General features: G+C 73.5%; 9 protein-coding genes. 5 read left to right on the top strand and 4 right to left on the bottom strand.

Annotated elements, in window-relative coordinates:
- The first annotated feature begins 303 nt into the window (after positions 1-303).
- From WME73_RS03155 to WME73_RS03135, 5 genes are all read left to right on the top strand, one after another.
- Positions 304-2,178 (top strand): vWA domain-containing protein, encoded by a 1,875-nt coding sequence (locus WME73_RS03155; protein WP_437914686.1) that lies wholly within the window; start codon positions 304-306, stop codon positions 2,176-2,178.
- Positions 2,179-2,213: 35 nt separating this feature from the next.
- On the top strand, positions 2,214-3,059 hold the full coding sequence (locus WME73_RS03150) for a ribokinase (RefSeq protein ID WP_437744096.1): 846 nt from the start codon (positions 2,214-2,216) through the stop codon (positions 3,057-3,059).
- Positions 3,056-4,222 (top strand): hypothetical protein, encoded by a 1,167-nt coding sequence (locus WME73_RS03145; protein ID WP_437744095.1) that lies wholly within the window; start codon positions 3,056-3,058, stop codon positions 4,220-4,222. Before WME73_RS03150 ends, WME73_RS03145 begins: the two co-directional genes overlap by 4 nt.
- 3 nt (positions 4,223-4,225) lie before the next feature.
- The gene (locus WME73_RS03140; protein ID WP_437914685.1) at positions 4,226-5,290 is read left to right on the top strand and encodes a retropepsin-like aspartic protease; all 1,065 of its coding nucleotides are present in this window, start codon (positions 4,226-4,228) and stop codon (positions 5,288-5,290) included.
- A 272-nt stretch (positions 5,291-5,562) separates the two neighbouring features.
- Positions 5,563-7,020: a cyclic nucleotide-binding domain-containing protein gene (locus tag WME73_RS03135; protein WP_437744093.1), complete on the top strand. Its 1,458-nt coding sequence runs from the start codon at positions 5,563-5,565 to the stop codon at positions 7,018-7,020.
- Positions 7,021-7,158: 138 nt separating this feature from the next.
- Here WME73_RS03135 and WME73_RS03130 read toward each other — a convergent pair whose 3' ends face one another.
- The 4 genes from WME73_RS03130 to WME73_RS03115 all read right to left on the bottom strand — a co-directional run bounded on the left by WME73_RS03130 (position 7,159) and on the right by WME73_RS03115 (position 13,273).
- The gene (locus WME73_RS03130) at positions 7,159-7,728 is read right to left on the bottom strand and encodes a hypothetical protein (RefSeq protein WP_193790775.1); all 570 of its coding nucleotides are present in this window, start codon (positions 7,726-7,728) and stop codon (positions 7,159-7,161) included.
- A 145-nt stretch (positions 7,729-7,873) separates the two neighbouring features.
- Positions 7,874-10,009, bottom strand: coding sequence for an ATP-binding protein (locus WME73_RS03125; protein ID WP_437914684.1), 2,136 nt, complete (start codon positions 10,007-10,009; stop codon positions 7,874-7,876).
- A gap of 213 nt (positions 10,010-10,222) precedes the next feature.
- Positions 10,223-11,311, bottom strand: a complete 1,089-nt coding sequence (locus WME73_RS03120) for a MaoC family dehydratase (RefSeq protein ID WP_012233223.1) — start codon at positions 11,309-11,311, stop codon at positions 10,223-10,225.
- 195 nt (positions 11,312-11,506) lie between these two features.
- Positions 11,507-13,273, bottom strand: a complete 1,767-nt coding sequence (locus tag WME73_RS03115; RefSeq protein ID WP_437914683.1) for an acyl-CoA dehydrogenase family protein — start codon at positions 13,271-13,273, stop codon at positions 11,507-11,509.
- Positions 13,274-13,435 lie beyond the last annotated feature (162 nt).

The raw sequence follows: 13,435 nt of genomic DNA, 5'->3' as shown, positions 1-13,435 counted from the left end.
TCGATTTCGGGTGTAAGCCGGCCGAGACGACCGCGTTTCCCTGGCACTCGGACGCGCCGAGCCCCGCCACAGCGGGCCCCGGTCGCGAGAGCCCCTTCGTCGGCTCGCCGGACGACCGGCGACACGCGGCGTTCACGCAGCGAAAGCGGCGAAGGGCCCGTCTCGCCCGTGGAAAATGCACCATGGGGCAGCCGCGCGTGCGGCCCCCGCAAGGACCTGTGTGTGGCGATCGGCGATGGCCGACCCACGAGAACGTACAGCAGGGATCCGCCCTCGCGATCCCCTTCCAAGGAGGACACCTCAATGCGCACCCGGCCCCTCGATCTCGTCGCCCCCGCCCTCGTCACCGCGCTGCTCATCGGCTGCGGTGGCTCCACGCCTGCCCCCACGGCGGCGACCGCATCGGCCGCGCCGACCGAGGCCCCCGCCGGGCAGGCCATGCAGCCGGAGTTCGACGCGGCGCAAGACGAGGACCGCACGTCCACTGCCAAGCGCGAGGAAGCCGCGGCGAGCGACGCGGTCGACCGTGACGCCGCGCCCGCGGAGGCCGCGCCGCCGCCGGCCCTGCCCGTGGCGGCCGCCCCTGTGGCGCCCTCGCCGGCCTCGCCGGGGCCCGCGCAGTCACGGGCGACCAAGGCGGGCGCCGCGCCCGGGGCGGACGCGCGCGTCCGCGTGACGGGCGGCGCGCCCGCGCCCAAGAAGGCGCCCACCCCGGCGGCGACCGCCGTGGCGCGCCCCGCGCCCCCGCCCCCGGCCGTCGCCGTCACCGCGCCCGAGCCCCAGGGCAGCGAGACGTACCGGGACTACGGCGTCAACCCGGTCGAGGACCCCGCGAAGGACCGGCTCTCGACGTTCGCGATCGACGTGGACACGGCCTCTTACGCCATCGCGCGCCGCAAGATCATGGATGGCGCGCTGCCCCCGTATCAGGCCGTGCGCGCCGAGGAGTTCCTCAATTACTTCGATTACGGCTACGCGTCGCCCGCGACAGGCCCGTTCGCCGTGCACCTCGCGGCCGCGCCCTCGCCGTTCACGTCGGGCCACCACCTCGTGCGCGTGGCGGTCCAGGGCAAGCGCGTGCCGGTCAAGGAGCGGACCCCGGTGCACCTCGTGTACCTCGTCGACACCAGCGGTTCGATGCAGTCGCCGGACAAGATCGAGCTCGCGAAGAAGAGCCTGAAGATGCTCACCGACACCCTCAAGCCGGGGGACACCGTCGCGCTCTGCACCTACGCGGGCAGCGTGCGAGAGGTGCTCGCGCCGACCGGCATCGAGAGCAAGGGGAAGATCCTCGCGGCGCTCGCCGACCTCACCGCGGGCGGCTCCACCGCCATGTCGAGCGGCATCGATCTCGCGTACAGCCTGGCCGAGCGGACGCTCGTGAAGGGGCACGTCAACCGCGTCATCGTGCTCTCCGACGGAGACGCGAACGTCGGCCCGACCTCCCACGACGAGATCCTGAAGACCATCAAGCGCGCGAGGGACAAGGGGATCACGCTGTCCACCGTCGGCTTCGGCCAGGGCAACTACAAGGATCTCATGATGGAGCAGCTCGCCAACCAGGGCGACGGCAACTACGCCTATATCGACAGCGAGGCGCAGGCGCGGCGGGTCTTCTCCGAGCAGGTCGGCGGGATGCTCCAGGTCATCGCCCGCGACGTGAAGATCCAGGTCGAGTTCGACCCGAGCTTCGTCAAGAGCTACCGGCTCATCGGCTACGAGAACCGCGACGTGGCCGACCGGGACTTCCGGAACGACAAGGTGGACGCCGGCGAGATCGGCGCAGGGCACAGCGTGACGGCCATCTACGACGTCGAGCTCAAGGCCTCCGCGCCGAAGGGCGAGGGCGCGGCGCCGGTCGTCGTGCGCCTCCGCCACAAGGCGCCGCTCGGCTCGAACACGGCCGAGGAGACGCTGGTCAAGATGGCCCCGGGCGCCGTCGCCCCCACCTTCGACGCGGCGCCGGCCGACCTCCGGTTCGCGTCCGCGGTGGCAGGGTTCGCGGAGGTCCTGCGCCACAGCCCGCACGCGCGCTCCTGGAGGCTCGCCGACATCGAGAAGATCGCGAGGGCCGCCGCGTCCAGCAAGGGCGATCAGCAGGAGTTCATCGGCATCATCCGCCGCGCCGGCGCGCTCGCCAATGGCAAGACCGACGCCGTGGCCGTGAACGCCGACTGACGCGCGCGCCGCCTCGTTCGTGGTATGCGGCGGTGATGGGATTGCTCGCGATCTGCGGCTCGATCACCGCCGATCTCATCGGCTACGGCCCGCGGCTGCCGCGCCCCGGCGAGTCGGTGCTGGGCCGCCGCTTCCTCGTCGCGCCGGGCGGCAAGGGCGCGAACCAGGCGGTCGCGGCGGCGCGCTCCGGCGCGCGCGTGCGGCTCGCGGGCGCGCGCGGCGACGACGCGCACGGCGAGCTCTGCGCGGCCGCGCTCGCCGCCGACGGGGTGGAGCTCTCCGCCGTGGCGGTCCACCGCGGCGCGACGACGGGCGTGGCCCTGATCTGCGTCGACGAGGCCGGAGAGAACCAGATCCTCGCGATCCCCGGCGCCAACGCGCTCGTCACGCCGCCCTCGCCGTGCGGGGCCTCGGTCTGGCTCTGCCAGGGCGAGATCCCGGCCGCGGCGATCGACGGCGTGCTCGCGGCAGCGCGGGCCGATGGCGCGCTGTCGATCTGCAATCCGTCGCCCGTCAACGCCATCGATCCCGAGCTCGTCGGCCGGTTCGATCTCGCCGTGGTCAACGAGCTCGAGCACGAGGCGCTGCGCGGCCGCCTCCCGGAGCGCGTGGTGCTCACGCGCGGCGCGCGCGGCGCGGTGCTGCTGCCGTCGGGCGAGGAGTTCCCCGCCCTGCCGGCCCGCGCTGTCGACACGACGGGCGCCGGGGACGCCCTCACGGGCGTGCTCGCCGGGGGGCTCGCGTCCGGGATAGCGATCGAGGCCACACTCCGGTTCGCGATCGCGGCGGCGGGCATGTCGGTCGAGCGCGAGGGGTGTCAGACCTCGTATCCGACGCGCGCCGAGGTGGAGCGCCGCCTCCAGCGCTCCACGGTTCCGTGACGGCCTCTCCTCCCGGCGTCACAGGGCACCTCGCCCATCACGCCCCCTCGCGGCGAGCGCCGCGCCTCCGGGACATGGCGCTGCACCTCGCCTGCAAGGGCGGCTATCCTGGCGGCATGACGAACCTTCGCGGGCCTGCGATAGCAGCGCTCGTCAGCCTCTCGGCCTGCAGCGTCCAGGAGCGCAACTTCGCTGGCGCGGGCGGGTCGGGCGGCGGTGATGGCGCCGGGACGACCGAACATTCCAGCGCGAGCGCCGGCACGAGCGCGACGACCGGCTGCACGCAGGTCGAGGATTGCTTCAATGGCGGCGACGACGACTGCGACGACGCCGTCGACTGCGCGGACTCGGACTGCGCGGAGGGCGCGGTCTGCCTGACGGCACCCACGAACTTCGAGCTTGGCGTCGTTGTGGACGCGACCGAGCCGTGCCCTGACGGGTTCACCGCGAAGGAGACGCTCCTCTTCCGCGGCCTCTCCGGCAGCGGCTGCGAGGGCTGCGGCTGCACGCCGAACCCCACCGACTGCGCGGCGGATCTCTACCTCTACGCCGACGAGTCGCAGTGCGAGGCCGACGAGGGCGGGACGCGCGGCACGCTCGCGAAGCGGGTCGGGTTCACGTGCGACGCGAAGCCGATCAACAACGGGTTCGTCGACTGGGGCGGCGTGCGCGTGGGCCTCTTCGACGTGATCCAGAGCTGCACCGCGACCGGCACGGCGATCCCCGCGCCGGCGACGTGGACCGAGTCCAGGAAGTTCTGCCACGCGAGCGCCGGCGTGGGCTGCGGCGCCGGCGAGGCCTGCGTCCCGAGGCAGGCCTCGCCGGCGACGCAATGCGCGCTCGTGTCCGGCAGCGCCACCTGCAGCGGCTATGCGCGGCGCGAGAGCGACTGGTTCCGGGGGTACAACGACACCCGGACGTGCTCGTCGTGCTCGTGCACCGCGAGCGGCGGCGACTGCAACTACGTGCGCGTCGAGCTCGGCAACGACTACAGCTGCTTCGATCACGCCCAGATCTCGCAGGGCGGGCGGTACTGCGGGTACGCCTACTCGCCCCCGGCTCACCTCGTCGGCACGCCGACCAGCTCCACCTGCACCGCGCGCACGAACCTCAGCGGCTCGCTGGATCCCACGGGGCAGTCGACGCTCTGCTGCGTCGAGTAGCGGATGCTCGTGCCGCGCGCTCGCAGGCGGCTCCTCGCCGCGCTCTCGGCCGCCGCCGCGGCCGGCGCGCTCGCGGTGGCCGGCTGCGCCGAGCCCGCCGCGATCCGCGCCGCGCCGGCCTCGCCGCGCAGCGCGGCGTCGACCGGCGCCGGCGCTGGCGACGCGTCCTCACCCGCGGGCCCCCCGGCGGCGGGCGCGGGCCCGGCGGCGCCGGCGGCGGGCCCCGAGCGCCGGGCCAGCCTCCAGTACCACCTCAACGATCGCGCGTTCCCCTCGCCGCTCATCGACGCCGTCGTGGCGGGCCAGCCGGCCGTGCTGATCGTCGACACCGGCGCCTCCCACCACGTCCTCGCCCGCTGGCTCGCCGACGAGCTCGCGCTGCCCCTCTCGACCGCAGGCGACGTCGCCGTCGACCACGCGGGCAGGCCCCTCGCGGTGTCCCGCCTCGAGGACGCGAGCCTCGCGCTCTCCGGGTGGGGCCGGGTCGAGGTCTCCGCGCTGCTCGTCGTCCGCATGCCCGACGTCCTGCAGCGCATCGGCATCGGCGGCATCGTCGCGCCTCAGGAGCTGGCGGGGCCGGGCCGCGCCGTCGTGCTCGACCTGCGCGAGGGCCGGATGACCGAAGCTCCGCGCGACGAGGCCGCACGCACGCTCCGGGCGCGGTTCGGCGAGGCCGCCATCGTGGAGCTCGCCCGCTGCGGCGGCCCGAACCAGGGCAGCGAGCTCACCGCCAGGGCGAGCGTCGAGGGGATCGACGTCACGCTGAAGATCGACTCGGGGGCGTCGCAGAGCTCGCTCTTCGCCGTCTCCCCCGCGGGGAAGCGGCTGTCGCGCCGGGCGACCGGCGCCAGGAGCGCCTACGCCGCCTCAGGCAGGCACACCGTTCCCGTCCTTTCGGGCGCTCGCCTCCGGATGGCGGGGTTCGACGCCGCCGCGGATATCGATCTTCTGCCCGGCGAGCGGCGGGCGACCTGTCCGTCGGACGGATTTGCCGGCATGGATGTGCTCCGCACCTGTGTGCTGGTGCTCGCCGAGGACGGCGGCGTCGCGGCCTGCGCCCCGCGGTGACCCGGTGAAGGACCGCGCGACGTGCGTTCGGCGCGAGCGCGGCGCGTGATCGACGAGGCGCGCTGCGGCGACCGCGGCGCGGTCAACGAGGCGCCCCGCGGCGACCGCGGCGCGATCGGCGCCGAGCCAGCGGGCGGACCGCCATGCCTCAGCGGAGGCGCGATGCGTCGTGGTAGAAGGGGCGCACGCGTGGACGCCTCTGTCGCCGCGGCGGGGGGGGAGAGATCCGTTCCTCTGCGAGTCCGGGGCGCCCGCGGCGCTCGGGAGGCATCATGACGACAGGTTTCGAGTTCTTGACCCAGGACGACGAGCGGCTGCTGCTGGAGAAGTCGAGCTGCGTCACCTACCGACCGGGCGAACAGATCCTCGAGGAGGGCTCGCGAAGGCAGGGCATCTTCATCGTGCGCAGCGGCCTGGTCGGGGTCGAGGTCGCCCACCTCGGGCGCGGCGTGGCCCTCCGCCAGCTCGGCCCCGGCGCCATCTTCGGCGAGATGTCGTTCCTCGAGAGCGCCGCCGCGAGCGCCTCCGTCGTCGCCCGCGAGGAGTGCACGCTCGACGTCATCGAGGGCCCGTATGTGCACTCGCTCCTCGCCTCCGTCCCCGGGCTCGCGGCGCGCTTCTACCAGTCGCTCGCGATCATGCTCGCCCAGCGCCTCCGCGAGAACACCGCGATGCTCCCGCCGCTCCTCGTCGAGGACGTGCCGCAGGTCAACCGCTTTCACGCCGCGAGGACGGGCCAGGCCGGCACCAACAACATCCCTCCGAAGCTCATCGACACGGTCGAACAGTTCAAGTTCGAGATGATGATCGCCGACAGGATGGTGAAGGAGGCCAAGCAGCCCGAGGCGGAGATCCAGGAGAAGGTGAGCGCCGCGTGCCAGACGATCGTGTCCGCGCTGCGCGAGCACATCGAGCGCGAGCGCCACCTCGAGAAGGGCATCGGCGCCTATGTCTTCCGCGAGACGTTCTCGCTCTTCATGCTGAGCCGCACCGTCGACCGGTGCTACACGAAGCCGCGCGGCTACGCGGGCGACTTCTACACCATCGAGATGATGTACAACGACGAGCCCGCGGGCGACGGCCGCCTCGGCCGCTTCATCGACCAGTGGGGGCTCGCCATCGACGCCTGCCGCGCCGTCAAGAACCGGAGAGGCGTGCTGAGCCGCGCGATCCGGGACGCCTGCAGCGGGCACGCGTCCGGCCCGGTCCACATCACCAGCCTCGCGAGCGGCCCCGCCCGGGAGCTGTTCGACCTCTTCGCGGAGGGGGGCGAGCTGCCCGACATCAAGGCGACGTGCATCGATATCGACAACCAGGCCCTCGCCTACGCCGCCGGCATCGCCGACCAGCTCGGCGTCATGGACCGCTTCAGCTTCGCGCAGGACAACGTGGTGCGGCTGGCCCACGGCCGCGGCAGGACGGTGCTCAAGCCCCAGCACATGATCTACAGCATCGGGCTCACGGACTATCTCCGCGACGACCTGGTCGTGGCCCTCCTCAATTGCATGCACGACAAGCTCCTGCCCGGGGGCGTCGCGGTCGTGGGCAATTTCGGGGTGAACAACCCGAGCAAGGCGTTCATGGACCACGTCCTCGAGTGGGAGCTGATCCACCGCAGCACCGAGGATCTCAGGACGCTATTCGCCCGGTCGAAGTTCGGGAGCACCCCCGTGGAGGTGCTCGCGGAAGAGGCGCAGGTGAACCTGTTCGCCTTCTGCACCAAGTGGTGACGCGCCCCGCTTCAGAGCGGCGGTCACCCGCACAGGAGACGGGCCCAGATCGGCGTTTTCGGCGCGGAAGCGCACTCCGGTGCGCTGAGCACCGAAAACGTCGAGATGGGCCCGTATCCGAAGCGGGTGACCGCCGCTCTACCGAAGCCAGCGCACCTCGTACTCGCACGTGGGGTGTCCCTCGAAGCGGCACTTCGTGTGGAGGCTCTGGCCGCCGCGCGCGCCCGAGAGCCGGAGCGCGTTCTCCTGCCACGCCGGCACCGCGTCTCTGCAGATCTGGCGCCCCGGGTCGGACTGCGGGTCGACCCCCAGGTAAAGTATCAACCGGAAGAACCGCTCTCCCTCGGCGAGGGGCGCGAGCCGGCCGCCGTTGAAGTACATGCCCCACATCACGCCGGCCTGCCGCATGACGAGCGCGGGCGTGCCGAGCTTGAGCAGCACCTTGTGCGCGAGAGTCAGGTCCTGCTCGGCCACGTAGGCCGCGAGATCGCGGATGACGCCGGACCGGTTGGGCCACCGCGAGATCTCGTCCGCGATCGCGTTCCAGACCGAGATGGGATACCAGCTGTGCGCCGCGAGATCGGGCGCCGTGAAGACCGCCCGCGCAGCGGCGGGCAGCTTGGCGTCCAGGGCGGACATGGCCTGGCTCCCCCACCGCGTCTGCAGGTAGGTCCTCGTGTGCATGAGCGCCGACCCCCGGATCTTCATCGCCAAAGCCGCCCGTCCAGGATAGATGCACCCGGGCGGTGGGGGCCAGCGTGGCGCGCTGCGGGCCGCCGCGCACGGGCGCACACACACCGACGATCGCGCGCGAACGCGCCGCGAGCCCGCCTCCCGCGGCGCACGAGCGCGCTCACTGCAGGCGCTCGGCGGTCGGAGCCGGCGGCGGGGCGTCGCCGGAGCCCTTCGCCCGTCGCGCCTGCGCGGACGCGTCGAGCACGGCGCGCACCGCCTTCGCGAGCTGCGTCGGCGTGTACGGCTTGGCGAGGAAGTGGGCGACCCCGTCGAGCAGATCGGTCTGGAGGAGGGCGTCCTCCGTGTAGCCCGAGGCGTAGAGCACGGGCAGCGGGGCGCGCGCGCGGGCGAGCATCGCCGAGAGCGCGGGGCCGCGCGCGTCCGGCAGGACCACATCGCTCACGAGCAGGTGGATCGGGCCTGGATAGGCGGTCGCGAGCGCGATCGCCTCCTTGCCGCTCCGCGCCGCGAGGACCGAGTAGCCGAAGGAGCGCAGCGCGGCGACGCAGAGCTCGCGCACCTGCGCCTCGTCCTCCACGACGAGCACGGTCTCCACGCCCCCGACGGCGGCCGCGGTCGCCCTCACGGGCTGCTCGCAGGGCACGCCGCGCACGCGCGGGAAGCAGATCGTGAAGCGCGTGCCCTGGCCGGGGGCGCTGGCGAACCCGATGTGGCCGCCGTGCTGCTTCACGATGCCGTGGCACGTCGCGAGCCCGAGGCCCGACCCCTTGCCCGGCTCCTTGGTCGTGAAGAACGGCTCGAACACGTACTTCTGGACGGCGTCGTCGATGCCCTGCCCGGTGTCCGTGACCGTGAGCTCCACGTAGTCGCCGGGCTCGATCTCTGGCCCCCACCCCCGGTCGTCCCCGCCGAGCGCCCTGTTCGCCGTCTCGATCACCAGGCGGCCCCCGCCGGGCATCGCGTCGCGCGCGTTCACGGCCAGGTTCATGAGCAGCTGCTCGAACTGCCCCCGATCGATGTGGATGGGCCAGATCTGGCTCCCCGGCAGCACGACGAGCTCCACGTCCTCGCCCACGAGCGGGCGGAGGAGCGGCTCGACCCCGAAGATCAGCGCGTTCGGGTCGACCACGCTCGGCTGGATCAGCTGCTTGCGCGCAAAGGCGAGCAGCTGCCGCGTGAGCGCCGCGGCCCGCTCCGCGGCGGTGCCGATCTGCGTGAGGTGCTCGGCGACGGGCGACGCCGCCGGCACCTTGCGCACCGCGAGCTCCCTGTGCCCGAAGATCGCGGTGAGCATGTTGTTGAAGTCGTGCGCGACCCCGCCGGCGAGGCGCCCGATCGCCTCGAGCTTCTGGCTGTGCAGGAGCTGCTCCTCGAGGCGCCGGCGCTCGGTGATGTCGAGGCTCGTGCCGACCAGCCCGGTGATCGTCCCGGCGTCGTCCGTGACCAGCTGCGCCGCCATCTGCACGTGGCGCAGCTCCCCGCTGGACGGGCGCACGACGCGGCACTCGACGGGGCTCGCGATGCCGAGCGGCGACGCGGTCTCCGCGCCGCCGAAGACCCGGTGGCGATCCTCGGGGTGGATGAGGCCCGCGAAGAGCTCGAACGTCGGGCGCACCGAGGGATCGACGCCGAGGATGTGGTAGAGCTCCTCGGACCAGCGGATCGTCCGCGACGCGATGTCGTAGGACCAGCTGCCCACGTGGGCGATGCGCTGCGCCTCCTTCAGCATGCGCTCGCTGCGGCGGAGCTCCTGCTCGGCGCGGCGGCGCTCGGTGAGGTCGACGACCGCGCCGAAGAAGCGCGACGGCGGCCCCGCCCCCTCGACGAGGGGCAGGCTGCTCAGCAGGCACTCCCGCACCGTTCCATCCCGGTGGCGCACGCGGAACGCGATCGCGCCCGACCCCTCTCCTGTCTCGTTCGCCAGCTGCAGGCCGGCTTGCAGCCGCTCCCGGTCGTCGGGATGGACGGCCTCGAGAAAGGTCTCCGTCGAGGGCGTATCCGTCTCGGGATCGCGGCCCAGGATCCGGAAGAGCTGCCGCGACCAGATGGTGCTGCTCTTTCCGAGCTCCCAGAGCCAGTTGCCCATCTGCGCCGCCTGCTCGCCCTCGTCGAGCTGCCGCCGCGCCTCCTCGACCAGGGCGGAGCCCCTCGCGCTGCCCGGGTCTCTGGCCGGCGCGTCCGGGCCTCGCGCAGCGGCGCTCCGACCTGGCGCGCGAGCGTGGGCCAGCTCCCGCTCCAGCTCGGCGACGCGCGCGCGGAGCGCGTCCAGCTCACGGCTCCCAGCGGTGCTCATGGCCGTCCCGTTCCTCGCTGGGGCAGAGCGGTGCTCATGGCCGGCCATTGTATGCCGCAGGCGGCCCGCCGGGGACTCCTCATTCTGCGGCCCCCGCCTCGGGCGCGCCTGGTTTCCTCGGGGCTCCGCCCCGCTCCGCACCCCGGCGTCCGCTTCGCGGCCGCCTGGTTCTGTCCGTCAGCAATCCCGCCCAGTGATCGCTGACGCACAGAACTAGCTCCGCCGGCGCAGGAGCAGCGTTCGCGTGATCTCCACGACCTTTTCCTTCACCCTGCCCTCGGCCTTGCCGAGCTCGGGTGTGAACAGGTCGGCGCCCTGCTCGATCAGGGCGCGCGGCGGCGTGTTCTTCACGCCGACGATCCGGAAGGTGACGCTCCCGGCGCCGCTCTTGGCCTCTTCCCTGGCGATCACCTTCGACGCGGCGAACAGCGTGTCGCCCGCGAGCACGCCGCTCGGGTGCGCCCCCTCGTCGAGGCCGAGGTCCCAGACGCCGCACCCGGCCGTGTCGCGGCTCGAGAGCGCGAGCACCCAGGACAGCACGAGCCCCCCGTGGACGACCCGCGTCTTCGCGAAGGAGCTCGACCTGGAGTACTGCTCGTCCACGTGCAGCGGGTGGGAGTTGCGCAGGAGAGTCGCGAGCTGCATGTGCTCGCTGTCCCCGATGGTCCTGCCGACCTCGTGGGTGATCACGTCGCCGACCTCGAAGTCGTCCCACGCGCAGGCGAAGCCGCCCTGGCGCGCCGGCGGCGGCAGCGGGCCGTCGAGCTCCTCCGGGAGGCGCGCCGGCTGCGCGTCCGGCTGCGCGACCGCGTGCGGCGCGTCCGCGGGGCGCTCCGCGACGCGGCCAGGGGGCACGAGCGCCTTGCGCTCGAACGAGCAGACGAGCAGCCCGTCCTGGTTCACCACCTGGGTCCTGACGTGCACGACGCCCTTGTCCCCCGTCGAGACCGGCTTCTTGCCGATGACCAGCGAGCTCGCGCGCAGCGTGTCCCCCGGATAGCAGGCCGCCGGGAACCGGACGTCGGTGTAGGCGAGGTGCGCGATCGCCTGCTCGCTCACGTCGTGCACGCTGAAGGAGATCCCGAGGTTGAGGAGCAAGAGCGGGCTCACCGGCCTGTCCCTGAGCCCCACCGACCGGGCCGCGACGCGGCTGGCGTAGGTCGGGATCGCGTCCTGGAACGAGGCAGCGAAGAGCGCGAGCATCCCCTCGTCCACGGTGACGTCCCAGGGGTGGGCATACACCGCGCCGACCGTGAAATCGTCGAGCTTGCGGCCGTAGCGAGGAGAGCGGACGCGGACCATCGGTCCGCGCGATCATGGCACAGGCGCGCTCGGCTGACGACGGCGCGCACGCGCGCCGCGCCTCCGCGCCGCGCACGCCACGCCACGCCGCGCCTCTGCGCACGCGCTCGCTCGCTGGCTCACGCGCCCGGCCGCCCGTTCGCGACCCCCTCCGCCCGTGCCTCCGCGCAGCAGCGCGCCGCGGCGGAGCGCGCCTCAGGGCAGCGGCCCTTCGAGCAGGGCGCGCGCGATGCCCTGCGCGAGCACCTCGTGCGGGCCCAGCTGGAAGAAGAGGCTGCGGGCGTCGAGCAGGAGCCTCGCCGCGGTCGAGCTCTCCGCGTAGCCGCTCGCCCCGTGGAGCTGCATGCAGGCGTCGGCCGCGTCCCAGGCCACGCGGCTGGAGAAGAGCTTCGCCATCGCCGACGTGAGCTCGCACGGCTGCCCCGTGTCCGCCACGTGCGCCGCGGCGCGCGTGAGCTGCCGCGCGGCGGCGACGCGCGCGATGAGCCCTCCGAGCCGGTGCGCCACGCGCGGGAAGGAGATGAGCTGCGACCCGAACTGCACGCGCGTCTTCGCCCGCTCGAGCGCGAGCTCCAGCGCGGCCTGCGCCACGCCCACGCCGCACGCGGCCGCGTAGGTGCGGCCGGTCACGAGCGCCCGCTGGATCTGGGCGATCCCCTCGCCCTCGCGCTCGCCGAGCAGGGCCTCGCGGCCGATCTGGAGCCCCTCGATCCGGAGCTCGTAGTGCCCCATGCCGCGCTGCCCGAGCGCCCGCAGCTCGGTCCCGGCGATCCCGGCGTCCGGGAAGTCGGCGCCTGGCGCGCCGCGCCGCTTCGCGATGACGAAGAGGCTCGGCCCGAGCGGCAGCTGCCCTTGTCCTCCCGGCGTCGTGGTCCTCGCGAGGGTGAGCACCAGGTCGGCGCGGGACGCGCCGGTGACCCACGCCTTCTTTCCGATGAGGAGATAGCTGCCGTCGGCCTGGCGCTCGGCGCGCGTGACGACGCGCGCGAGGTCCGACCCGTACGCCGGCTCCGCGAACGCGAGGGCGCAGCGCGCCTCGCCGTTCGCGATGCGCGACAGCCAGGTCCGGCGCTGCAGGTCCGTGCCGGATCGGGCGAGCAGGTCCGACGCGATGGAGGCCGTCATGGTGAGCACGCCGAAGCCGAGCGAGCCGCGCGCGAGCTCCTCGATGGCGGTCGCCATGGCGCCCACGCCGAGCCCGTCGCCCCCGTGCTCGGGCGCGGTGGCGAGCCGGAACACCCCGAACTGCCCCATGCGGCGGACGATCGACTCGGGGATGAGGCCGTTGCGGCGGTGGATCTCGGGGGCGAGCGGCTCGACGAGGCGCTCGACGAAGTCGCGCATGTTGTGCCGGATCCAGCCGATGCGCTCGTCCTCCGCGCCGGCGCTGGCGGGGATGCCGTGCTCGGCGGCCGCGCGCGCGATCGAGGCGACGGCGGCGCCGGAGCCCGCGTCGCGCGCCCACGCCACGACCGCCGGGTGGCCGATCGCCTTGGCGACCTCGTCGTCGCGGAGCTCGAGCTCGCCGAGCGGCGCGATCTCCCCGCCGCCCAGATCGACGCCGCCGCGCAGCGACAGGAGCAGCGCCCCTGCGTGCGCCTCGGCGACGGCCCTGGCCTCCCCGCCGGCCTCGCAGGCCCAGCTCGCGAGCGAGCGGCAGGCCTCGATCTCCGCGTAGAGGTGGGCGAGCGCGTGGGCGGCGACCTGGTGTCGATCGAGCAGCATCCGCGACACGTGCAGCGGCACGGCGGCGCCCGCCCGGACGAAGCTCGCGCTCCTCGGCGCACCCCGGAGGGCGGCGCCCACCGCGCTCCCGACGTCCACCACCCGGTCGCGGAGGCGCCCGCGCGCGACGCGCGCGAGCTGCTCGGCGGAGGTGATCGCCTCGCGCATCCCCCCGGGACTGTCGGCCTCGAGCTTTCGAGAAACGATCGTGGCGTGTTGCTCCCGAATCGCCCTCATCCCACAATCCCCCCGCTCGCGGACTATGACCCACGCCTCGCTTCACGGGACGCAGGACACAGCGCCTTTACACCGCGCCACAGCCACGCTCCCCGCGGCAGACGCGGAAAGGCCCGCCGAGGATGCCACCCCAAACCGCGTTCGTCGAGCCTGGGCGCAGCC

Origin of the sequence: Sorangium sp. So ce302 (assembly GCF_051530145.1) — a bacterium.
GTDB lineage: Bacteria > Myxococcota_A > Polyangia > Polyangiales > Polyangiaceae > Sorangium > Sorangium cellulosum_B.
Note: the sequence above shows the minus strand (reverse complement) of the source record. Positions and strands in the feature narration are given on the sequence as shown.